We start from the raw sequence: 22,489 nt of genomic DNA, 5'->3' as shown, positions 1-22,489 counted from the left end.
AATCATCGCATTAAAAATATTGTATTTTTCAAGAAAATATAAACTTATTCCAAAGAGTGATAACGTTATTTTGCCGAAAGACAGGCTGCTCCGTGACTTTCGGGACGCAGAGGATCTGCTGTCGGCGGAATGAGATCCGTATTTCCGATAACGTTATCTTTGCTTGACATCTGAAAGGAATGATGATACATTATAAATAAAAAGAGCCGATCTTTTGGGTAGGTATCATATATGTCGGAAAATATCAGGATAATACAGGCAGATATAAATGATGCAAGACAGCTGCATTAGATAGAGGTGCTGTCATTCCCGCCTGAAAAGGCAGCGTCGCTTGAAGCATTTGAATACAGGCTAAGGGAATTTCCACAGTGGTTTTTCAAGGCTGAAGCTGACGGCAGGGCAATGTGGCTGATTAACGGCAGCTGTTCGCATAAGCCGTATATCACCGATGACCTCTACGGACCGGCGGTACACCCCGAATACAGACACACAGGTGTCGCGCACAGGCTTATGGAAGCATATATCTCTCACCTGCAAGGAAGCGCTTATAGGCTTTTATGAAAGTTTCGGATACACTGAGCGGGGCATATCCGATTATAGCGATCCAACTATTTAAATTCACAAGATCCGGTCGCAAAAGCTCGGATCTATGGATTTTGTCTGAATTTTAAGGCGGATCGCTATGGGTAAAGGGAAATGTCACAAACTATGATATGGAGATGTACATTTATGAAAAGTGAGATAACTATCCGCACAGCCGTACCCGATGATGCGGCAGAACTTTTGGATATATATGCGTATTATGTGGAAAAGACCGCCATAACTTTTGAATATGATGTACCGTCTTTGGCGGAGTTCAAGGAGCGCATAAGCCAAACACTTATGCGGTATCCTTACATTGTCGCAGAGAAAAACGGTGTCATCGCAGGCTATGCCTACGCAGGAGTATTCAAGGACAGGGCAGCTTATGACTATTCCGTTGAGGTCACTGTGTATACTCACCGTTCGTGCCATAAACAAGGGCTGGGAAGGCTTTTATATACGGAACTTGAAGCTATGCTGAAACAGATGGGCATAACAAATCTTTATGCCTGCATAGGTGTACCTGCGGATTCGGCGGACGAATATCTTGATAATAACAGTATGGATTTCCATACTCACATGGGTTACGTTCTCGCAGGTAGATTTCATAAATGCGGCTATAAGTTCGGGCGCTGGTATGATATGGTGTGGCTCGAAAAGCTGATCTCACAGCACGCTGAAAATATGCCCGAGATAAAAAAGCCTCAGGACTAAATGCAAAGATCGGGTATACTTAAATCATTTGGATCATGATATTATTTTATGACAATCCCTTTAGCACACCAACTAAAAATGCGGTAAACAAAAGGATAATTGAGCGCCCCATATTTTTTTAATAACCGTTTGCGGGGAAAAACGAAAAAAGCCCTGAGAAAAGCTTTTAGCCTCTCTCAGGGTCTTTTATATCTTTGTTATTTCTTTGCCTTTTTAACAAGTACGACTATCTCATGTGCAACAAGCGGCATCAACGACAGTATCAGCACTGCTGCCCACATGGAAACAGTCATCTGAACTGTACCGAATATATTTCTGAGGAACGGTATCTCGGTGACTGCAAGCTGACCAAGCAGACCCACCACAAAAGCAAGTATCATTATCTTGTTATCCAGATGGTTGAATTTGAACAGCGAAGTTTCAGTATCACGCATACCGATCGCATGGAACAGCTCAGATACGGCAAGTGTACAGAATGCAAGTGTTTGTGACTGCATCAGTATATGCTTGTCTGAGAAGCAGTCTATAATATTTCTAAGGCTGTATCCCGCTCCCGATGCAGAAAGTTCTTTTATGGGAGTGTACAGGAAAGCGATAAGTGTCACAATTGCGATGATAGCGCTGTAAAGTCCCACCTTGAAATATCCGCCGTCAGCGAAGATGGATTCGCCGTTTTTGCGGGGCTTTTTGTTCATTACATCTGATGATGAGTTGGGGTCAACACCAAGTGCAAAGCAGGGGAGTGAGTCGGTGAGGAGGTTTACCCACAGTATGTGCACAGCTTTCAGCGGTGCAGCAAAGCCCGCAGCGATAGCCGCAAACATGACCACTACCTCGCTTATATTTGAGGAAAGTGCAAAAAGGATAGACTTCTTGACATTTTCGTAAATGTTCCTGCCTTCCTTGACAGCCTTTTCGATGGTGGTGAATTTATCGTCCTGGAGCACGATATCGGCGGCGCCCTTAGCAACGTCGGTACCTGTGATACCCATTGCAACGCCCACATCAGCCGCCTTGAGTGAGGGTGCATCGTTCACGCCGTCGCCTGTCATTGAAGCGATATTGTTGTTAGCCTGTATCGCCTTGACTATCTTTACCTTGTGTTCGGGAGAAACTCTTGCAAATATCGAAAGACCCGAAACTCTGTTACGCAGTTCCTCATCGGTCATTTCGTCAAGTTCGTGACCCATCACACATTCATCGGGTCTTTCTGCAATGCCCAGCTTTTTAGCTATTGCAAGGGCAGTATCCTTGTGGTCGCCTGTTATCATTACAGTCTTGATGCCCGCACGCTTGAAAGTCTTGATAGACTCTACAACTTCGGGTCTTTCGGGGTCTATCATGCCTATCATACCTATATAGGTAAGCCCCTGTTCAACGGCATCTCTGTTATCCTCACGTACTGCGAGCGAAAGCACACGCAGAGCCTCAAAGGACATTTCTGACATGGCATTTGAAATGAGTGCCATATCTTCATTTGTTATCTCACGGACTGTACCGTTCACCCTTATGTGGGTACAGCGCATCAGCAGTTCATCGGTAGAACCCTTTGTATATGATATTATCTTTCCGTCCTCTGTGGTGTGGACGGTGGTCATCAGCTTTCTGTCAGAGTCGAAAGCCTTCTCGTTGATACGGGGGAGTGACTTCTCTGTGACCGACTTTTCTATGCCGTATCGCTTTGCAAAGGCAACGAGGGCAGTTTCGGTGGGGTCGCCTACTTCTGTGCCGTCAGAAGCGATGGAAGCGTCGTTGCAAAGCATCAGACCCTTGATGAGCGTATCATGCGCCTTAATATCAAGGGTATCGAGGTCGATGTACTCACCATTCTCGAAAGCCTTTACAACAGTCATTTTGTTCTGGGTAAGCGTGCCTGTTTTATCGGAGCAAACGTAGCTTACTGCTCCGAGAGTTTCAACTGCCGGCATATTCTTGACGATGGCATTTATCTTAGCCATTCTCTGCATACCGAGAGCAAGCACGATGGTAACGATAGTTGGTATACCCTCAGGGATAGCCGCAACTGCGAGTGAAACGGCTGTCATGAGAAGTTCAAGCACCTCTCTGCCTTGTAAGATACCTATAAGGAATACGACAGCGCAGATAATGATGACCGCTATGCCGAGTGTACGGCTGAGTTCGTCCATGCCTTTCTGGAGAGGGGAGGGCTTTTCTTTTTCCTGACCTACCATGTCGGCTATCTTGCCTATCTGGGTATCCATGCCCGTATGGATGACCTCACCGATACCTCGTCCGAATGTCACAACGGTGGTCATATAGGCAAGGTCAAGGCGGTCGCCTATACCTGTCTTATCATCAGCGACGAAATTCTCGTCCTTTTCTACGGGAACAGATTCTCCCGTAAGTGCCTTTTCGTCCATCATCAGGCGTGCTGTTTCAAGCAGTTTCAGGTCGGCAGGGACTTGCTTGCCTGCTTCGAGTACAACGATATCGCCCACAACAAGTTCTTCTGAGGATATTTCTTTTGTTTCGCCGTCACGGATAACAGTGGCTTTCAGTACGGACATTTTCTTTAGTGCATCGAGTGCCTTCTGTGCCTTGCCTTCCTGAACAACGCCTATCACCGCATTGGCAATGACGATGACCAGCATGATGACTGCTTCGCCGTAATCATGTAAAATGATCGAGATGATGATAGCCGCACCGAGTATCGCATTGGTGAAATTTAGTATCTGCGCCAGAAACATCTGCAATAATGTTTTCTGCTTCTCTTCTTTCAGACAGTTACGTCCGTTTTCAATAAGACGTTTTTCGGCTTCTGCCTGCGTAAGCCCTTCAAATTTGTTCATAGCTGTACCTGACTCCTTTTTTCATATAATTGGTCATCCTTACATTATATAAGCATTTGGTGTGATATGCTGAACGGATAGCCATACCTTTTTATTATACATCATCTTATAGTAACTGTCAATATTTTGAGTGTCCAAGATCATTGACAAGTGTACAGTGCGTTTATCGTTGACAAGGCTAATGTGCTTGACAAGAGCGGGTATGTTCCGAAGTCATCGACAGCTGATAAATATGAGATATATGGGGTCTGATAGGAAGTATGAAGGAAGGTGATGATAATGGCATTTTATTCAAGTGCAAGCTGCGCTCCATGCCGGCGTGGATATGAGTATTGTGAGGGCAAAAATGTCTTGTCTTTTGAAAAGAAAAGTGATACCGAGTATGTTGGGATCGTGCAAGGCTCGCAGACAGAGCCTTACAATGTGAGGATCGACATTGCTCACCAATGAAAATACGAAATGCTTCGCGGTTTTTGTGACGGATACAGCACAAAACTCGACTTCATCGTAATTGTCCATTTCTTATGTTGATCGGTAAAGATCAAAAGTATTACTTCATACAGAATTGCTTTACTTTTAGATTGATACATAAGCAAAACTTATTATCAATCGCTGAAATCCAGATTGATTTATCTTAAATTCTATGCTAAACTATAATTACCAAATAAATAACGGAGGTAATCATTATGGCAAATATACTTATAGTTTACTATTCACGCAAGGGTGAGAATTACTGGAACGGCGGTCTGAAAACTATTTCTAAGGGCAACACCGAGAGAGTCGCAGAGTTCATTCAGAACGCGGTTGGCGGCGACCTTTTTGAGGTAGATACAGTAAAGCCCTATTCCGAAAGCTATATGACCTGCATCGAGGAGGCTAAACAGGAACTTCGCGCTAAGGCACGCCCTGAGATAAAGGCTTATCCCGAAAACTTTGAAGACTACGACACTATCTTTGTCGGATATCCCAACTGGTGGGGAACGATGCCGATGTGTATGTTCACACTGCTTGAAAAATATGATCTGTCGGGCAAGACGATAATTCCGTTCTGTACCAACGAGGGCAGCGGCATGGGTTCAAGTGAGCGTGACCTGAAAAATATCTGCAAGGGCGCAGAGGTCAAGGCAGGGCTTTCGGTACACGGTGCGGAAGCTGAAAATTCCGAAAGAAAAGTCGCTGACTGGGCGAAGAGATCAGTCAGATAAGGAATTGAGAAATGAAAACTCTGATTATTTACTATAGTGAGTGATTCAAATATAAAAGGGTTTCATAATATTACAATGACTGGTAGACTATGTTATATTTTTATGTGCATAGAACGTTATTTGACTACTCTTTATCCCGAACGTGACTGGACACCTGTTTCAAAAAGAATGTGGCAATGGACTACGCATTGGTGGAATGAATCGTGGGATATATACTCTCAAGCTGTTCCGGAATTTATACTTGAATTTGACACCTATGAAGAAACGAATGAGCGTTCATATGAAGGGAATTTAGATAAAGATGACTACGATGAAATTACTGCATTGTTCAGAGAAATTACAGACGGCAAGGGTACTGATGAATTATGTCAAGTTCTGATGATCCCCAGTGATTTTGGCAGTATATGTGAGGACTCTTGTGTTGAGGGTGCTGAGCCTCTTGTAACTGAACTGATCGAGGACATAGAATCCATTCTAAAAAAACATAATATCCCATTCCCCGACAGAGCATCATTAAGTCATTTTGAATATGAAAGAGGCAAGCCCGTAGGACGTGAAGAAAAAGAACCTGGTTGGGGTGATTTTGAGAATACTGAATTCTTATCAATCATCTTGAATAAAACAACTTGATATTCTTCAAATGCAGAGCAATACCGGCTCTGCATTTTTTTTGCCCATTTGATAATTCCCCATAACAATTTCACGATAAGAAAAGTTTTATGGCGCATTGGAAGTGATGGCAGGGGAACTTTATTGATCGCGCCGCTTTTTTGATAGTTTACATAATAATTTCAAAAATAAGTAAAATAGTGTAGCTACACATAAACAATAGCGAAGTGAAATTACAACACAATTTTGTAATTTGTGACGAAATTGCAAATTCAAAAATGGAAACGTCGCGGGCTTTGTTGACTTTGTGAACAAGTTGTGATATACTTAAAAAGTGAATTTTAGATACCTATTTACGATTTTTTGTTCAAAGCTGTCTTTAGAAGTTTGTAACATTTTCTTGCCGATGATAGTAAGGCAGTTGACCTTAAATATTTGTGTCCCGACATTTTTTTCTGTGAAGATACTTCAATACACTGATACAGAAATGGTGAAGCATATGAGATATAAATTTGATGGTTTTATCATTAAATTGACTTCACTCATATTTTTTTGTTACAAAGTTCAGGTGTGTATCAGATAAAGCAATAAATTGTGGTCGTAAGAAGGATAATGGAACTTAAACCTTGGGCAAGACAGATTAGATCAAAGCAGTCTGTGACAAACGCGGTGCGCTGATGGGAGTCTTGTTGCGACCTACAAGGGCAGACAGGTACTTTAGGTGCTTATGGCAGCATTTCTTTTAATGGCAGCTAACTTTTGTTTATAATAAGGTGGCTGGTTGATATAAGCGGCTAAATATGTTAGCGTCAGATATTAGCTTGCTGAAAAACACAGTATTATGATTTCTGTAAGTAGTAAATAAATAGATCGATCACCTCAGCTTGTTGATGTTTTCAATGACACTATAAGCAAGGGTGTATATATAGATAGTATAGAGGAGTAGAATTTGTAATGACTATGAAACTTGACCCTCATGATACAAGATTTGACGGAATTGAACCTTTTGCATCAAAGATTTGGCTTGCTTCGCCTACCATGCACGGCGATGAACAGAGATGGGTGAAGGATGCGTTTGATAAGAATTGGATCACCACAGCAGGTGAGAATATCAATGAAGTTGAAAAACAAATGTCAGAGTACATCGGTGTGAACTATGCTGTGGGACTTTCCTGCGGTACCGCCGCACTGCACCTGGCGATCAGACTTGCCGCAGAGAAGCTGTATGGTATCCCGAAGGTCGGTCATGGCAGTCTGGAAGGACATAAGGTATTCGCATCTGATATGACCTTCGATGCAACGGTCAACCCGATCACATACGAGGGTGGCGAGCCCGTGTTCATTGACACAGAGAATGATACGTGGAATATGGATCCCGCAGCGCTAGAAAAAGCATTTGAGGTCTATCCGGAGGTCAAACTCATCGTTGTTGCTCATCTGTATGGTACGCCCGGTAAGGTCGACGAGATCAAAGCGGTCGCTGACAAACACGGTGCTTTGATCGTTGAAGATGCTGCTGAAAGTCTTGGTGCCATTTATAAAGGTAAGCAAACAGGTACATTCGGTGATTTTGCGGTTATATCTTTTAACGGTAATAAGATCATTACAGGAAGTTCCGGAGGCATGCTACTGTGTTCGGAAAAAGCCGATGCAGACAAGATCAGAAAATGGTCTACGCAGAGCCGTGAAGCTGCACCGTGGTATCAGCATGAGGAACTTGGCTATAACTACCGCATGAGCAACATTATTGCCGGTGTGGTTCGTGGACAGATCCCGTACCTTGATGAGCATATAGCGGCTAAGCAGAGGATCTATGAGCGGTACAGAGAAGGTTTGAAAGATCTGCCTATTACCATGAATCCGTTTGATGCGGAAAACAGCGCGCCGAATTACTGGCTTTCATGTGCTTTGATCGATGGATCTGCTATGGCTCCTATGGTTCGCGGCGAGCAGGATTATCTGTATAAGAGTGAGAACGGCAAGAGCAGCCCGCAGGAGATACTTGATGCTCTGGCTATGTTTAACACAGAGGGGCGTCCTGTATGGAAGCCGATGCACATGCAGCCGATCTACAGAAACCACGCTTTCGTTACTGCCAACGGCAGCGGCAGAGGTCAGAGCAATGCGTATATCGCTGGAACGATGACCGATGTGGGGGCTGATATCTTCCGAAGAGGACTGTGCTTGCCGTCTGATATTACGATGACGGAAGAACAGCAGGACGTGATCATTGAGATCATTCACAGATGTTTTCAGTGAGGGGAGAAATGTAAATGAAGTTTGTGCTAAAGATTATTGAAATTATTATTGCATTAGCTGCATTTGCGTCAGTAGTTGCTTTTATTTCTGAACGTATAGATGAAATAAAAAACAAAGGTGCTAAGTTTGTACACAAGCCATATGGAATATATGAGAGATTCATCAAAAGGCCTCTTGATTGCTTTCTGAGTACAGGAGCTTTAATTGTTCTTTCGCCTGTTTTAGCAGTGACAGCATTATTGGTTCGTACCAAACTAGGTTCTCCGGTATTGTTTACGCAGGATCGTCCGGGACGAAATGAAAAAGTGTTCAAGCTATATAAGTTCAGAACGATGCTGCCGCCTAAAGGTGGTGTAATTGATCCCTCACAAGATGCAGCAAGACTAACTCCTTTTGGAAAGAAATTAAGGGCTACTTCATTAGATGAACTTCCGGAATTATTCAATATGATAAAAGGCGATATGAGTGTGGTCGGTCCACGACCGTTACTTGTACAATATCTTGATCGTTATAATGAACATCAGGCTAGGCGTCATGAAGTGCGACCCGGTTTTACCGGCTTGGCTCAGGTACATGGCAGGAATGCAATTTCATGGGGTGAAAAGTTTGAATGGGATGTGAAATATGTTGACCATGTAACATTCCTGGGCGATTGGAAAATTATTTTTGATACAATAAAAACCGTTGTGAAGCGTGAAGGAATAAGTGCGGCTGGCGAAGCAACAATGGGAGAATTCTTAGGAACTGAGGAAAAATGATGCGAATACTATTTACAGGAGTAGGACGTCGAATAGAATTGCTACAGGCATTCAAGTGTGCAGCATTAGTATTAAATAAAGAATTAAAAATATATGGAGCTGACATAGCTGGAACAGCTCCGGCACTTGCCTATTGTGATTATACAAGAAAAGTGGTTGCAATGAAGGATGAGCAATACATCAATAATCTGTTAGATATATGTCTTGCTGATAGTATTGATCTTCTTATTCCAACGATTGATACAGATTTACTTGTTCTTAGTGAAAACAAAGAAAAGTTTGAAAAAATCGGGACGAGGGTGATGATTAGCTCACCCGAAATGATTCGGAATTGTAGAGATAAAAATCTTACATCTCAGTTTTTTGTGAATTGCGGACTATGTGCGCCAATTCCGGTGAATAACTGGATGGACTATCATGCCGGATATCCTGCATTTATAAAGCCCAAAGATGGTAGCAGTTCAATCAACACTTTTAAGGTCGAAAATGTAGAAGAACTTGAGATGTATGCTGGACAAGTTGAAGATTACATAGTTCAACCATTCGTAAGCGGAATAGAATATACCATTGACATCTTTTGCGATTGGAAAGGAAAGCCTGTTTCTATTGTTCCGAGAGAGCGTATTCAGGTCAGAGCAGGTGAGGTTCTTAAAACGCAAATATGTATGGACGAAAAAATGATTGCAGAAGCAAGGGAACTTTGTGAAAAGTTTAAGCCTTGTGGTCCGATAACTGTACAGCTTATTCGTGATGAAAATGGAAATGACTGGTTTATTGAGATTAATCCTCGATTTGGTGGCGGTGCGCCATTGTCTATGAAAGCAGGAGCGAGAAGTGCCGAAGCAATTCTTAGAATGCTTGAGGGAGAAGAAATCGAATACATTAGTGATATAGCTGATAATGCAGTTTACAGCCGCTATGATCAGTCGGTGTGTATTACCGAAGGAGAAACCCAGATTAAAGGAGTTATCTTTGATCTTGACGACACCCTATACTCAGAGAAAGAATATGTGAAGTCGGGATTTAAAGCTGTTTCGGATTATCTTGGCGGTGGATACGAAAATGAACTGTGGCATTATTTCAAAAGCGGGAAGCAGGCTATCGATGAATTGTTGAAAGAGTGCGGTAAGGAAAAACAAAAGGCGGTTGTTCTGGAAATATACCGTTCTCACATTCCAACTATTCATTTGTATGACGGTGTAGTCGAATTGATTACACAATTGAGAAATAGCGGAATCAAGATAGGCATTATTACTGATGGCCGTTCAAAAGGACAGAGAAATAAGATTCAGGCATTAGGTCTGGAGAATATGGTTGACGATATTATCGTAACGGATGAACTTGGCGGAATACAGTTTCGGAAACCTTGTGATATAGCATTTAGGATCATGCAGACGAAGTGGAAACTGCCAATGAATCAGATAATCTATGTTGGCGATAATCCAACTAAGGATTTTCAGGCTCCTCAACAACTTGGTATGAAGATCGTGTGGTTAAAGAATGAGGATGGTGTTTATTATGATCCCATGAATAGTTATTCTTGTCAATATCAGGCGTCAAATATGGAGTTGCTTTCAAATTATTTATTGAGGTGGTCGAATGGATATAGAGAATGAATACGGAACATTAGAACAACAGCAATACCTTTTACCCATACTCATAGACATAGACAAATTTTGTAGAGATAACAATATAAATTATTCATTAAGTGATGGTACGCTTCTTGGTGCGGTTCGTCACAAAGGTTTTATTCCCTGGGATGATGATATTGATATATCATTAGATCGAGATAATTTTGATAAATTCTTGAAAGCAGTTGAAAGGCTGCCGGAAAAATATGAAATAATTTACGATCTATGGATTAGACGGATCACTAGAAAAGACAATCCAAACAAGCATGTGTTTCCACCAAAAGGATGTATTGACTTATTTGTTTTTGATCGTGTTCCTGACAGAATAAGAACAGAAAAAATCCAAGTTTTCTTGCTTCGCTTGTTACAGGGTATGATTAAGAAGAATGTGGTATATGATGGGTTTTCTCTGCAAAAGAAGGTACTTTTGTTTACTACTCATATTTTTGGTAAAATTTTCCCTGCGAATGTAAAGAAAAAATGGTATGATAGCGTATCTCAATGGGGAAATAATGGCAAGAAAGGTAATGTAGCCAGATATAATGGATCTTATAAAGGGATTGGGAATGCCCGATATCCATCAGAAATTTTAGACAAATATGTCAATATTCAGTTTGAGAACCACACATTCATGGCAATGGGAGGCTGGGATAAGTTTTTATCAGTTATGTATGGTGACTATATGAAGATCCCAAAGAAACAGGATAGAAAAACATCTCATGAGCACATAGGTGCAAAAACATGATCTTTAGAAATGGAGGAAAAACAATTGCTTAATTTTACAGTAGGACCCGTAATGTGCAGCGATGAAGTTTGTGCAGTAGGCGGAGAACAGGTGCCTTATTTCAGAACATCGGAATTTTCTGAACTTATGTTTGAAAACGAAAAGCTGATGCTGAAGTTTGCAAAAGCGCCCGAGAATTCAAGAGTTGCTTTTATGACTAATTCATCGACAGGTTCTATGGAAGCAGTCGTGATGAATTGCTTTACTGAAAAAGACAGGGTTCTGGTTATCAATGGCGGCAGCTTTGGTCAACGGTTTGTAGAACTTTGCGAGATTCATGATGTTCCTCATGATGTCCTGAAACTGAATCACGGACAGAAACTTACAAAAGAAAAACTGTATGAGTACGATGGCATGGGTTATACCGGATTGCTGGTCAATATTGATGAAACTTCTACAGGTGTACTTTATGATTCGGAAATGCTCGGTGAATTTTGCCGTAAAAACAATATGTTCTATGTGTGTGACTGTGTTTCGGCATTCCTTGCTGATCCATTTGATATGGCACATTGTGGTGCAGATATAATGATAACAGGTTCGCAGAAGGTACTTGCTTGTCCTCCCGGTGTTTCCATGATTGTTCTTGCACCCCGGGCAGTGGATCGTGTTCAGAACGCAAAGGTAAAATCAATGTATTTCGATCTTGCAGATGTTCTCAAGAATATGGAGCGCGGACAAACTCCGTTTACTCCTGCTGTCGGTATTCTTAGACAGATAAATGCCAGACTTAAGGAAATTGAAGCGGCAGGTGGGGTAGATGTCGAGATTGCTCGTGTTGCAGCGCAGGCACAAGATTTCAGAGAGAAGATTAGTGCACTTCCTTTTGAATTTGTGTCTGAGTCACCTGCAAACGGTGTTACTTCAATACATCCGCTTAATGCTGATGCGTATGAGATATTCTTAGAGCTTAAAGATCATTATGGTATCTGGATCTGTCCTAATGGTGGTGATTTGAAGAATACTGTTTTTCGAGTTGGTCATATTGGTTATCTATCACATGAGGATAATACAACTTTAATAAATGCTCTAAAAGAAATACTTATAGGAGTAGGTTGCAGTGGAAATTAGTTCTAAGACGTCAAAAAAAGATTTTGACAATAGGAATTGTCAAGTTAATGTCAAGAACAGAATAGAGTATATTGATGTTACGAGAACAATTGCAATTATTTCAATTACATGTAATCATGCAGTTAATCGTAGCTTTAACGTTGCCTCAGATTCTTTTTCAGAGTTCAATAATATTCCATTATATTTAACTCTTTTCAAAGTTGTTGTTTATATGTTTAGTCGAATTGGCGTACCTTTATTTTTGATGATTTCGGGTGCATTATTATTACATAGAGATTATACCGATGAAGGAAAACTCAATCGTTTTTTAAAACATAATTTGGAATGAAAAGTTGATGCTTAGTTATCACTTTTGGAAGGATAATATAAATGATTAAAGTAATTACATACGGAACATATGATATGCTCCATTATGGACATATCAGACTGCTTGAGAGGGCTAAAGCACTTGGTGATTATCTCATCGTTGGCATAACATCTGATGACTATGACAAAACAAGAGGAAAGATCAATCTTCAGCAATCATTGATGGAACGTGTGGAAGCTGTCAAGGCTACAGGTCTTGCAGACGAGATTATCATTGAGGAATACGAGGGACAAAAGATAGACGATATTCGTCGTCTTGATGTCGATATATTTACAGTCGGTTCCGATTGGGAAGGGTATTTTGATTACTTGAATGAGTATTGTAAAGTGGTATATCTCCCAAGGACTCAAGGCATATCAAGTTCTGAATTAAGAGCAGAAAAGAGAAAACTGATCATTGGTACAATTGGTGATGGAAATATAAGCAAAAAATTTATTCATGAAATGAAATATGTAAATGGTGTGGAGTATATAGACTGTAATGGTGATTTAGATAATGTAGATGCCGTTTATATTGCATCTCATCCATCTCAACATTATAATGATGTCAAAAGAGCATTAGAGGCTGGCAAACATGTAATATGTGAATCCCCCATTGCGCTAACCTTCAAACAGTGTAGTGAACTTTTTGAGATGGCGCGAGGTAGAAACCTTGTGTTAACAGATGCAATTAAAACGGCATACTCAACAGCTTATTCTCGTCTTTTAGGGGTGGCAAAAAGCGGAAGAATAGGGAACATAATTTCCGTTGATTTTGTATGTACGAGTTTAGAAGATGGCGCATCAATACTTGGGGCGGACTTGTCAAGAAAACAGAATAGTATCTGCGCTTGGGGACCAACTGCTATGCTTCCTATCCTTCAACTGCTTGGTGACAACTGCAAATCTATATTGATCACATCTATGCTTCTCGATGAGCAAATAAACTATGATGGATTTACAAAATTGGATTTTGTTTTTGATAAAGCTGTTGCTTCTGCCAAAATTGCAAAGGCTGCTAAAGCAGAAGGAGAATTAGTAATTACAGGATCAAAAGGCTATATTTATGTTCCGGCACCTTGGTGGAAAACGGATTACTTTGAAGTTAGATTTGAGAATAGTACTGAAAATAAACGTTATTTTTATCAGCTTGATGGAGAAGGAATTCGTTATGAGATTGTAGCATTTGCCAGAGCAGTCGAAAGTAAAAAGAATAATTTCTTCATAAAAGAATCGACATCTTGTGCCATTGCTGGAATTATCGAAAAGTTTTATAGCGGCAATTGCACTTTTATATAGTCAGGAAGTGTATATATAATGAACAAAGCAAAAGAGTTAAGTCCTGAACAGTTTAGGAAAATGCAGCTTGTGGAATTAGACATGCTGGTCGAATTTGACAGAGTATGTCGCAAACATAATATTGATTATGTTCTCTTCGGAGGAAGTCTTTTAGGAGCTGTTCGTCATAAAGGATATATTCCATGGGATGATGATGCCGATATCGGAATGTTGCGTAAGGATTATGAAAAATTCAAAAAGTATATGAATGAAATGGATCCTTCTATTTGTTATTTCCAAGACCACGAAACTGATCCTGAATACAGATGGGGATATGGAAAATTGCGCCGCACAGGTTCAAAGTATGTGCGTGTGGGGCAAGAGCATCTAAAATGCAAGACAGGGATCTTTGTAGATGTCTTTCCTATGGATGACATTCCTCAAAGTCTTTTCGGACAGATACTTCAAGATTGGCATTGTTACTGCCTTAGAAAAATTCTGTGGTCCGAAGTTGCAAAGTATAATGAAAAGGGATTCTGGAAGGTATGGTTTTCATTATTATCGAGAATCCCTGTTTCTGTGGTTTTTTCTCAATATAAGACATATGAACGTAAAAGTCGAAAAAACAGCACAAACCGGGTAAGATGTCTTGCATTCCCTGCTACCGGAACTCTCTATAAAAAAAATCCTATCTCAGAACGATATGGTATGCCTAAATCGTGGTTTACAGATCGTACAGAATATATATTTGAAGGAAAGAAACTATTCAGTTCCCATGATTACGATACAGTATTAAAGTATATCTACGGAGATTATATGAAAATTCCAGATGCGAAAGGACGTGAACAACACTCGCCGTTTTCAGAAATCAGATTTCCGGATGAGTGAATGAGGTAATTAAAATGATATTAAAGTGTTCAATAGAAGACGAAAACAAGGTGCTTTCATATATAGGAGAAGATTACGCCAAATGTTTGTATCTTTATCTTGATCTCAGGAAATACGGCATTGGGTCAGATAAAATAGAAGTATTTATACAGGAAAATGACGATAAAGAGGTTGTTGCTGTTCTTTTGAGATACTATTCCTGTATTCATGTGTATTCTTTTGATAATTCTTTTAATGCAGCGGAATTAGGACTTTTTATAGAGAAACATGGATTTAGTATGGTTTATTGCACAGCTCAGACCGCAGAACTGATTTACAAAGCCATGCCTCAGGATTTATTACGATCTGCTTCGATGTCCAAAGGCTGGGTGGCACAGATAAATGCGATCAATAAGGCACCTAATGGATTATCAACAATGGCTCAAGATGATGATTTTGGACAAATAGTGCAGTTGATATATGAAGATGAGGATATTGGAAGATCATATAAGTATGAAGAACTAGCACAACAGCTCAAAGAAAGAAATCGTTCAGGATATACACGTAACATGGTCATTAAGAATGGCAACTTTGTTATTGCTCACGCTTGTACAAATGCTGAGTTTGACAATATAGCTGTAGTTGCTGAACTACTTGTTCATAAGGATTACAGAAGAATGGGATATGCCTCTGAAATATGGAGAGATCTTTGTTACAGACTACTGAATGAGAATAAAGAGGTGTATTCATTCTATTACTCTGATGAATCTCGATCGTTGCATAAAAAAATAGGGTTTACTGAAGTATGTGAATGGGCTAAAATTGTATTTTCCTGCGATACAGAAAAGAAATGAGGTGAAAGCATTGAGCAATATTGATTTGAAAAAGATCTGGGATGTAGAACTTGATCTTTTGGCTAAACTAAAGGAAATTTGTAATAAATACGATCTGAGATATTGTGCATCATCCGGAACATTGCTTGGAGCCGCAAGCCATAAGGGCTTTATACCTTGGGATGACGATATAGATGTTTTTCTTCCGTGGGCTGATTATAAAAAACTTTTGGAGGTAGCACCTAAAGAATGCTCCTATCCGTTTTTCTTTCAAAGTTTTCTGAATGAAGAGGACGGAGAAACCAGTGCAAGCAGACTTAGAAGAAGTGATACAACTGGTTTTACAAAATGGGAATATGAAAATGTCGGTTCAAATTACGACAAAGGTATTTTTATTGACATTTTTCCGCTATTCTATGTTCCGGAGTCTAAAGATGATCAGGCTGCTCAAAAGGAAACTATTATGTTTTTCTGGAAATGTATCAGAGGACATGATGCGTTAGTCCAAATCAACAGAAATAGAACACCAAACCCAGACTATGAGAAGTACATAATGTATTATAAATGTGTAAGTAAATCAATGACTATCAGAGATATCAAATGGGCATATCTTAATGCCTGTGCGATCGATGATAGGCCCACATCCATAGTGGGTGCGACTTCTTCTCGTGTGCATTTAGATTCACTAATGTGGGAAGCATCACTTTATGAGGAGTATATTGATTTACCATTTGAAAATACGACGATCAAAGTACCGAAGAACTATGAGTCTGTTCTGGATAAACAATATGGCGATTGGAGAACTCCGGTTCAAAATGGATCACGGCATGAAATGGTTGTTATTGATACTGAAACACCGTGGAGGGAGTTTGATATGTCAGTGATTTAATAATACATGTTGGGAGATATAATGAATGGACAAAACAATACTTATCATCAGTAATGTAACAAATGGATTATATATGTTTAGAAGAGAACTTCTCGAACGTTTAGTAAAAATGTATAACGTGGAGATACTTGCTGGAGATACAGGTAGAGTAGATGTTCTTGAAACAATGGGTTGCCATGTTACCATTACAGAAATAGAAAGGCATGGAACTAATCCAATAAAAGAATTACAGTTGATTAGATATTACAAGAAGAAGATAAAAGAAATCAAACCTAAAGTTGTTCTAACTTACACCGTGAAGCCTAATATTTATGGGGGCATGGCTTGTGCCTGTTTGGGCGTTCCGTATGTTGCTAACATTACAGGTTTGGGTACGGCGATTGAACAGCCAGGTAAATTACAAAAGCCATTACTTTTTCTATTAAAGCGAGGATTCAGAAAAGCCCAGAAGGTGTTTTTTCAAAACTCTGAAAATATGAACTTTTTACTTAAACATAGAGTTATTAGTGGGGCATACGAATTAATTCCGGGTTCTGGAGTTAATCTTGAGAGATTTCCTTTGTTAGATTATCCACAGTCAGATACATTGGATTTTGTGTTCATTTCACGAATAATGAAAGAAAAAGGGATAGACCAATATATAGATGCAGCTAAAGTGATAAGACAAAAATATCCGAATACTAGATTCCATATTTGTGGAGATGCGGGAACAGCATATAAAGAACTTCTTGAGCAGATGCAAAAAGATGGTATCGTGATCTATCATGGTAAGATAAGTGATGTACCGAAAATGCATAAAGTTAGTGCCTGTACAATACATCCTACATATTATCCGGAAGGAATGTCGAATGTTCTTTTAGAAAGTTGTGCATGTGGTCGTCCTATTATTACCACTGATCGTCCTGGATGTCGTGAAATAGTTGATGATGGTATCAATGGCTTTATTGTAAAGCAGCAAGACAGCCAAGATTTGATTGAGAAGATTGAAAAGTTCATTTCATTGAGCTGGGATGAACGCAAACAGATGGGGTTAGCTGGAAGAGCGAAAGTTGAGCATGAGTTTGATCGTCGAATTGTAGTGAATAAGTATTTGGAGGAGATAAAGCGTGCTGGATTATAAGAAAATATTTAAAAGAAGAAGAACACGGTCAAAGATTCTTCGTCTTTTAAGTTTTGTTCCTGATAAAACGATGTTAAAAATACAGTATAAATTGAAATTGGGTAGAAAGCTTCACTTATCAGATCCAAAACGCTATACCGAAAAGTTGCAATGGTATAAATTATACTATCGTAATCCTTTGATGAAAAAATGTGTGAACAAGTATACTGTAAGAGAGTATGTAAAGAGCAAAGGATTGGAGAACATTCTTATTCCATTAATTGCACATTACAAATGGGCGGATGATGTCAATTGGAACGAATTGCCAGATAGCTTTGTAATTAAAACCCAACATGGTGGCGGTGGTCTTAATGTAATAATTGTTACAGACAAATCTAAACAACCAAAAGAATCTGTTATATCAAAGCTACGTTACACAGTAGACAGACTAAGTAAGACCAGTGGCGGTCGTGAGTGGGCGTATGGCGAAATGGAAACAGGAATAGTTGTAGAACAATTATTGATTAATCAAGAGAATCCAAAAGCAGGAATCAATGATTATAAGATATTCTGCTATAATGGTAAGGCTAAATATATCATTGTAGATGTTGATAGATACATAGGGCATAAGCGTAATTTCTATGACAGAAACTGGAATAATCTGCATATAACAAGTGATTGCCCAGCAGCAGAAACTGATGTGCCAATGCCAGAAAAGCTGGAGGAAATGCTAAAAGTAGCGGAAAAATTGTCTGAGGACTTTCCATATGTGAGAGTGGATCTATACTGCGTTGACGGTAAGGTCTACTTCGGTGAACTGACATTTTATCCTTGGAGTGGTTATGTTCAGTTTATGCCGGATGAATGGGACTTTAAATTTGGGGAAGATTTTGAGTTAAGGAGATATAAGTGAGGATGAAGGTCGAATTAAGTGATAGATCTTATGGATTTACAAAGATACAAAAAAAAGACTGGATTCTTATTGTTGGGTTGTGTTTAGCTCCAATGACTGGACTACGTATTTGGAAAGTTGGCCCTGGAGAAATACTGTGTTTATTATGGGGAATGAAAAATTTATTGACTTTTTTTTCGAGTAGAAGTGATATATCAAAGTTTTTCATTTTCTTCATATTATCGCTTGGAGCTGGATCTTTTTGGGGATATATGATAGCACCTAACGAATTAAGGATTAGTGATTTAATAACTTGGCTCTATTTAGGGGTTATCACGATTTTAGTTTATGAAGGACTGAAAAAAAACAATTTGCCATATAATGAAAAGATATTGTTTTTATTTGCCCAAGCAGCTGTGATTTGGTATCTATTCCTATATGTATATAGTAAATTAATTAGTCGAATTTTTTTTGGCGCTCCGTTATGGTATGGTGGAATACGTTTCTCGGGAGGAGGAACGAATCCTCATCAGATAGCAGTACTATTATGTTCACTTTGTGCAATTTTTTTACGAGAGTTGTTTCGAACGAGGAATAAGATTACTTGTATATTAGGCATTGCCATTAGTTTATTCTTACTAATTCAAACGCAATCATCGACAGGACTATTAGCGGTTGTGGTAAGTTATGTTTTTTTTGCTTTTTATTCGATAGGTCATTTCGCCCCAGGTAGACAAAAAAATATATACTCAATTTTGATATGTTTTATGTTATTGATACTCATTATAGGTTATGGAACTTTTTCAAGTCTGTTAATAAATTGGATTGCTGATGATTCAAACGGAATAGGTAGAATAGAAATCTTTAAAACATTTTCAATTGCATTTGGTAAAAGCCCATTATTTGGGTTGGGTCCAGGAATTCATGGAAGAAATGGGACGATAGAATTCCACAACACTTATCTTGAGGTGTTAGCGGCGACTGGAATAATTGGTGGTTTTATATTTTTTAAATACTCAATACTATTATTTAAAAAAGTATTCAAAGCTGATTGGATGTTACTACCGATATTGGTGTCCATATATGCATATGGTTTAGCGGGCTTTGCTATGAGAAGACTAGTATATTGGGGGATTGTTGCTTTTATTTCGGTTATCTCTGAACAAATGATTTTAAGTTTGAGTGAAGATGAATCACAGAGTATTAATATCGTTGGTGAATGAATTAATGAATAATAAAATAATTAAAAATGTTGGTGTGATTTTGGGTTGTTCAATAGTGGCTAAGGTATTATCATATATATGGGAGGCAACATTAGCTGCATTTTTAGGAGCTTCAGATCAAGCCGATGCATTCTATATGACAACAAGTATTTTCGGAATTCTTTACCCCATACTGGACTTAGGTATCTGGAAGGTTTTTTTGCCTGCTTATAAAAAAATGCTTGTTGAAAAGAAAGAAAGCGATGCTGAGCGCATTGCTAATATTTCAATTACATTGTTTTTTGTATTATCGATTGCATTAGTGATATTCTTAATTGTTTTTGCTCAACCGCTTGTGGCGGTTATGGCTTCTGGTTTTGATTCAGATAAAAGAAAGATTACTATTGAGTATTTAAGGATATCTGCACCAACATACTTGCTGATGGCAGCGTCATCAGTTGTTGGTGCCATGCTACAAAGTAGAGAAAAATTTTTAGGTAGCCAAATTAGAGAGATTGGCACTCATATTTCAAAAATTATATTTGTGATAATATGTTTTCGTTTTTTGAATATATATGCTGCAGTTATAGCTATGATTGTGGGAAGTATCTTTAGACTTTTGATCCAATTACCTTTCATTAATTGGAAATGGAAGTTTCGATTTGATTTCCACTTTAAGGACAAGGAAATATTACCTATGATAAAAGGCTTGCCATCAGTTGCTGTAACTGCGGCAATAGTTCATATCAATGGCTTGGTTGATAAAATGGTAGCATCTGGAGCAGTCACCGGTGCTGTTGCATGTTTAAACTATGGAAATAAGCTGATGAACGTTTTTAGTGGAATGATTTCCACAGCGATAAGTACTGCGGTCTATCCAAACATGATACAATGTATTACAAATAAGGAAGAAGGACATTTGAGAAGACTGTTAACAAAAGTAATTAGTTCGTTATTGTTCTGTATAATTCCAATCAGTATTTTCTGCCTTGTTTTTTCGTCTCAACTTGTTTCTGTTGCTTTTGAGCGTGGCGCATTTGATTCATCTGCTACGGAAATCACCGCAGAAGTTTTTGTGGGTTATAGTTTGGGCATGCTTTTTATAGGTATTGCATCTGTTGTAACTAATGTGTTTTACGGATATGGCGATACCAAAATCACAATGAATGTTAGCTTAATTGAAATAGTATTAAACATAATATTTGATTTAATGTTTGTTCAAATCTTTGGAGTGGCTGGGCTAGCATTTGCTACTTCTATATCTGCGGCGATATGTCTATGTATAAGATTTTTGCTTTTGAAAAAATATATTAGGATTAGTTTGAAGAGTATTTCATTTGAAGGGTTAAAGATTTTAGCAATTTCTACTATATCTGCTTTTATTCCATATATCTTGATTACTAATTTCCTTGATGTTAATAAGTACATATCAATTATACTATGTGCCATATTATTTGGAACTTTATACATTGGATTAGCATTAATCTTGCACATTGAAACACTGTATTATCTAAAAAACTTGTTTTATGAAAGGCTGCACAAATGAGGATGATAATTGCCAATCTGAACAATATTTTTTTACACAGCAGTCCCCGTAGTTCATCGAACCAGGATCCGAAAATCTGCTATCAAGAAGTATTATGTCTATAGCTAATACACAAAACTGTCGAGCGTAGAGAGAATTAAAAGGAATATAAATACAAAAGGAGGCTAATCTTATGCCCAGACACAAGCAATCTGATCCAACATCTATCAAGACTCAAGTAATCCGCCTCCGAGTGACCGAAGCGGAAGCGGAAAAGTTTAGAAATAAAGCCGCTGAGTCAGGATGCAAAACTGTGAGCGAGTACATAAGATCCAGATGTTTATCGGATGATAGCAGCGTGGATAACGATGCAGTGAAAAAATAATCAGGAGTATAAAACAAGATCCCCAGAGATAGCGATCAACTATTATCTCTGGGGATCTTGTGTATAGGTTGAACGTCCCCGCCCAACAACCCCCACCCTGCCCAATCAACTCCAAATAGACTAAACTAGTAATAACTAAAGAGTAAGCATCAAACCCTCCGCACCTAGCTCACCAATGTCTAATAAAGTATAATATGGTTATCCCCTTAACACACCACAAGTAAGATCACTGCACCAAAGCAGCCAAAAGTCTTAAATACGCGCTGTTTCCCAGCTTACGACGGTTGAATTTGTAACAGTATTCGGCAGCATATAACGCTGTGTGGATCTTTTCGTTTCCGTGGTAAGTTCCCATGATCATTGCTTTGAAGTTTGAAATGACCTTGTGCGTCCAGTTCAGCTGACCACTTTCGGAATCGTAAGTCTCAAAAACATGAAAATACTTTTGAGCTAACGGCTTTTTGTAGCTTCGGGCGTTATCGCTCTCGATTTTCGAGCCTTCATGGATATTTTTGCTTGCAAATTTTCCCACCGTAACGCCCTTCAAATTCGGCACATCGGTCATTTTCAGTTCCTCTGCCACGCTTTTTACCGTGAGTCGGAGCACCGAGATACGTGTCGTCAAGTTCAACGATCCCGTCCAGCAAATAACGTTCTTCACGGCTGTATATACCGCCCACACTGCCACAGCTGCACGGATATTTTGCCACATCTCGCCGCTGACTGCCCACGGGCACTGCCCGGCAAAAAAAGC

At 39.3% G+C, this 22,489-nt stretch carries 20 protein-coding genes and 1 pseudogene; 19 read left to right on the top strand and 2 right to left on the bottom strand.

Annotated elements, in window-relative coordinates; translation table 11 throughout:
- Positions 1 to 297 precede the first annotated feature (297 nt).
- Both CUS_RS02300 and CUS_RS02295 read left to right on the top strand, forming a co-directional pair.
- The gene (locus CUS_RS02300) at positions 298 to 561 is read left to right on the top strand and encodes a GNAT family N-acetyltransferase (RefSeq protein WP_002847305.1); all 264 of its coding nucleotides are present in this window, start codon (positions 298 to 300) and stop codon (positions 559 to 561) included.
- 168 nt (positions 562 to 729) lie between these two features.
- Positions 730 to 1,296: a GNAT family N-acetyltransferase gene (locus tag CUS_RS02295; RefSeq protein WP_002847283.1), complete on the top strand. Its 567-nt coding sequence runs from the start codon at positions 730 to 732 to the stop codon at positions 1,294 to 1,296.
- Positions 1,297 to 1,493: 197 nt separating this feature from the next.
- Here the strand turns inward: CUS_RS02295 and CUS_RS02290 are convergent, their stop codons facing one another.
- Positions 1,494 to 4,106 carry a cation-translocating P-type ATPase gene (locus CUS_RS02290; protein WP_002847287.1) on the bottom strand — a complete coding sequence of 871 codons (2,613 nt, stop codon included), beginning with the start codon at positions 4,104 to 4,106 and terminating at the stop codon, positions 1,494 to 1,496.
- A gap of 686 nt (positions 4,107 to 4,792) precedes the next feature.
- On the opposite strand from CUS_RS02290, the gene CUS_RS02285 reads away from it, so the two are divergent.
- The 17 genes from CUS_RS02285 (at position 4,793) to CUS_RS20150 (ending at position 21,735) form a co-directional block, all read left to right on the top strand.
- The gene (locus CUS_RS02285) at positions 4,793 to 5,311 is read left to right on the top strand and encodes a flavodoxin (protein ID WP_002847285.1); all 519 of its coding nucleotides are present in this window, start codon (positions 4,793 to 4,795) and stop codon (positions 5,309 to 5,311) included.
- A gap of 36 nt (positions 5,312 to 5,347) precedes the next feature.
- Positions 5,348 to 5,941 carry a hypothetical protein gene (locus tag CUS_RS02280; protein WP_037276174.1) on the top strand — a complete coding sequence of 198 codons (594 nt, stop codon included), beginning with the start codon at positions 5,348 to 5,350 and terminating at the stop codon, positions 5,939 to 5,941.
- A 933-nt stretch (positions 5,942 to 6,874) separates the two neighbouring features.
- The gene (locus tag CUS_RS02275; RefSeq protein WP_002847297.1) at positions 6,875 to 8,179 is read left to right on the top strand and encodes a DegT/DnrJ/EryC1/StrS family aminotransferase; all 1,305 of its coding nucleotides are present in this window, start codon (positions 6,875 to 6,877) and stop codon (positions 8,177 to 8,179) included.
- Positions 8,180 to 8,193: 14 nt separating this feature from the next.
- Positions 8,194 to 8,937 (top strand): sugar transferase, encoded by a 744-nt coding sequence (locus CUS_RS02270; protein ID WP_002847303.1) that lies wholly within the window; start codon positions 8,194 to 8,196, stop codon positions 8,935 to 8,937.
- Complete coding sequence (locus CUS_RS18430) at positions 8,934 to 10,553, top strand: HAD-IA family hydrolase (protein ID WP_227945325.1); 1,620 nt, start codon at positions 8,934 to 8,936, stop codon at positions 10,551 to 10,553. Before CUS_RS02270 ends, CUS_RS18430 begins: the two co-directional genes overlap by 4 nt.
- Complete coding sequence (locus CUS_RS02260) at positions 10,537 to 11,313, top strand: LicD family protein (RefSeq protein WP_002847286.1); 777 nt, start codon at positions 10,537 to 10,539, stop codon at positions 11,311 to 11,313. The genes CUS_RS18430 and CUS_RS02260 overlap by 17 nt, the downstream gene beginning before the upstream one ends.
- Before the next feature lie 24 nt (positions 11,314 to 11,337).
- Positions 11,338 to 12,420 (top strand): pyridoxal-phosphate-dependent aminotransferase family protein, encoded by a 1,083-nt coding sequence (locus CUS_RS02255; protein WP_002847288.1) that lies wholly within the window; start codon positions 11,338 to 11,340, stop codon positions 12,418 to 12,420.
- Positions 12,410 to 12,748 (top strand): acyltransferase family protein, encoded by a 339-nt coding sequence (locus CUS_RS02250; protein WP_037276171.1) that lies wholly within the window; start codon positions 12,410 to 12,412, stop codon positions 12,746 to 12,748. The genes CUS_RS02255 and CUS_RS02250 overlap by 11 nt, the downstream gene beginning before the upstream one ends.
- Positions 12,749 to 12,789: 41 nt before the next feature.
- On the top strand, positions 12,790 to 14,064 hold the full coding sequence (locus tag CUS_RS02245) for an adenylyltransferase/cytidyltransferase family protein (protein WP_002847307.1): 1,275 nt from the start codon (positions 12,790 to 12,792) through the stop codon (positions 14,062 to 14,064).
- An 18-nt stretch (positions 14,065 to 14,082) separates the two neighbouring features.
- Complete coding sequence (locus tag CUS_RS02240; RefSeq protein ID WP_002847290.1) at positions 14,083 to 14,931, top strand: LicD family protein; 849 nt, start codon at positions 14,083 to 14,085, stop codon at positions 14,929 to 14,931.
- Positions 14,932 to 14,945: 14 nt separating this feature from the next.
- Positions 14,946 to 15,764, top strand: a complete 819-nt coding sequence (locus tag CUS_RS02235; RefSeq protein WP_002847315.1) for a GNAT family N-acetyltransferase — start codon at positions 14,946 to 14,948, stop codon at positions 15,762 to 15,764.
- Between the two features lie 10 nt (positions 15,765 to 15,774).
- On the top strand, positions 15,775 to 16,632 hold the full coding sequence (locus CUS_RS02230; protein ID WP_002847276.1) for a LicD family protein: 858 nt from the start codon (positions 15,775 to 15,777) through the stop codon (positions 16,630 to 16,632).
- 25 nt (positions 16,633 to 16,657) lie between these two features.
- Positions 16,658 to 17,752 (top strand): glycosyltransferase family 4 protein, encoded by a 1,095-nt coding sequence (locus CUS_RS02225; protein ID WP_002847273.1) that lies wholly within the window; start codon positions 16,658 to 16,660, stop codon positions 17,750 to 17,752.
- Positions 17,739 to 18,644 (top strand): ATP-grasp fold amidoligase family protein, encoded by a 906-nt coding sequence (locus CUS_RS02220; RefSeq protein ID WP_002847280.1) that lies wholly within the window; start codon positions 17,739 to 17,741, stop codon positions 18,642 to 18,644. Before CUS_RS02225 ends, CUS_RS02220 begins: the two co-directional genes overlap by 14 nt.
- Positions 18,645 to 18,646: 2 nt before the next feature.
- Positions 18,647 to 19,846 carry an O-antigen ligase family protein gene (locus tag CUS_RS02215; RefSeq protein ID WP_002847320.1) on the top strand — a complete coding sequence of 400 codons (1,200 nt, stop codon included), beginning with the start codon at positions 18,647 to 18,649 and terminating at the stop codon, positions 19,844 to 19,846.
- A gap of 4 nt (positions 19,847 to 19,850) precedes the next feature.
- Positions 19,851 to 21,371 carry a murein biosynthesis integral membrane protein MurJ gene (gene murJ, locus CUS_RS02210; RefSeq protein WP_037276168.1) on the top strand — a complete coding sequence of 507 codons (1,521 nt, stop codon included), beginning with the start codon at positions 19,851 to 19,853 and terminating at the stop codon, positions 21,369 to 21,371.
- A gap of 172 nt (positions 21,372 to 21,543) precedes the next feature.
- Positions 21,544 to 21,735: a plasmid mobilization protein gene (locus tag CUS_RS20150; RefSeq protein WP_037276166.1), complete on the top strand. Its 192-nt coding sequence runs from the start codon at positions 21,544 to 21,546 to the stop codon at positions 21,733 to 21,735.
- 226 nt (positions 21,736 to 21,961) lie between these two features.
- Here the strand turns inward: CUS_RS20150 and CUS_RS02200 are convergent.
- Positions 21,962 to 22,397, bottom strand: a pseudogene (locus tag CUS_RS02200) (transposase); the annotation flags it as partial.
- Positions 22,398 to 22,489 lie beyond the last annotated feature (92 nt).

The sequence above is a fragment of the Hominimerdicola alba 8 genome, assembly GCF_000178155.2.
GTDB lineage: Bacteria > Bacillota > Clostridia > Oscillospirales > Ruminococcaceae > Hominimerdicola > Hominimerdicola alba_C.
Note: the sequence above shows the minus strand (reverse complement) of the source record. Positions and strands in the feature narration are given on the sequence as shown.

What these genes read in the sequence shown, in the direction of transcription:
- CUS_RS02295 (WP_002847283.1), top strand. Translation starts at nt 730, where the DNA reads ATGAAAAGTGAGATAACTATCCGCACAGCCGTACCCGATGATGCGGCA.
- CUS_RS02290 (WP_002847287.1), bottom strand. Translation starts at nt 4,106, where the DNA reads ATGAACAAATTTGAAGGGCTTACGCAGGCAGAAGCCGAAAAACGTCTT.
- CUS_RS02285 (WP_002847285.1), top strand. Translation starts at nt 4,793, where the DNA reads ATGGCAAATATACTTATAGTTTACTATTCACGCAAGGGTGAGAATTAC.
- CUS_RS02275 (WP_002847297.1), top strand. Translation starts at nt 6,875, where the DNA reads ATGACTATGAAACTTGACCCTCATGATACAAGATTTGACGGAATTGAA.
- CUS_RS02270 (WP_002847303.1), top strand. Translation starts at nt 8,194, where the DNA reads ATGAAGTTTGTGCTAAAGATTATTGAAATTATTATTGCATTAGCTGCA.
- CUS_RS18430 (WP_227945325.1), top strand. Translation starts at nt 8,934, where the DNA reads ATGATGCGAATACTATTTACAGGAGTAGGACGTCGAATAGAATTGCTA.
- CUS_RS02260 (WP_002847286.1), top strand. Translation starts at nt 10,537, where the DNA reads ATGGATATAGAGAATGAATACGGAACATTAGAACAACAGCAATACCTT.
- CUS_RS02245 (WP_002847307.1), top strand. Translation starts at nt 12,790, where the DNA reads ATGATTAAAGTAATTACATACGGAACATATGATATGCTCCATTATGGA.
- CUS_RS02240 (WP_002847290.1), top strand. Translation starts at nt 14,083, where the DNA reads ATGAACAAAGCAAAAGAGTTAAGTCCTGAACAGTTTAGGAAAATGCAG.
- CUS_RS02235 (WP_002847315.1), top strand. Translation starts at nt 14,946, where the DNA reads ATGATATTAAAGTGTTCAATAGAAGACGAAAACAAGGTGCTTTCATAT.
- CUS_RS02225 (WP_002847273.1), top strand. Translation starts at nt 16,658, where the DNA reads ATGGACAAAACAATACTTATCATCAGTAATGTAACAAATGGATTATAT.
- CUS_RS02215 (WP_002847320.1), top strand. Translation starts at nt 18,647, where the DNA reads ATGAAGGTCGAATTAAGTGATAGATCTTATGGATTTACAAAGATACAA.
- murJ (WP_037276168.1), top strand. Translation starts at nt 19,851, where the DNA reads ATGAATAATAAAATAATTAAAAATGTTGGTGTGATTTTGGGTTGTTCA.
- CUS_RS20150 (WP_037276166.1), top strand. Translation starts at nt 21,544, where the DNA reads ATGCCCAGACACAAGCAATCTGATCCAACATCTATCAAGACTCAAGTA.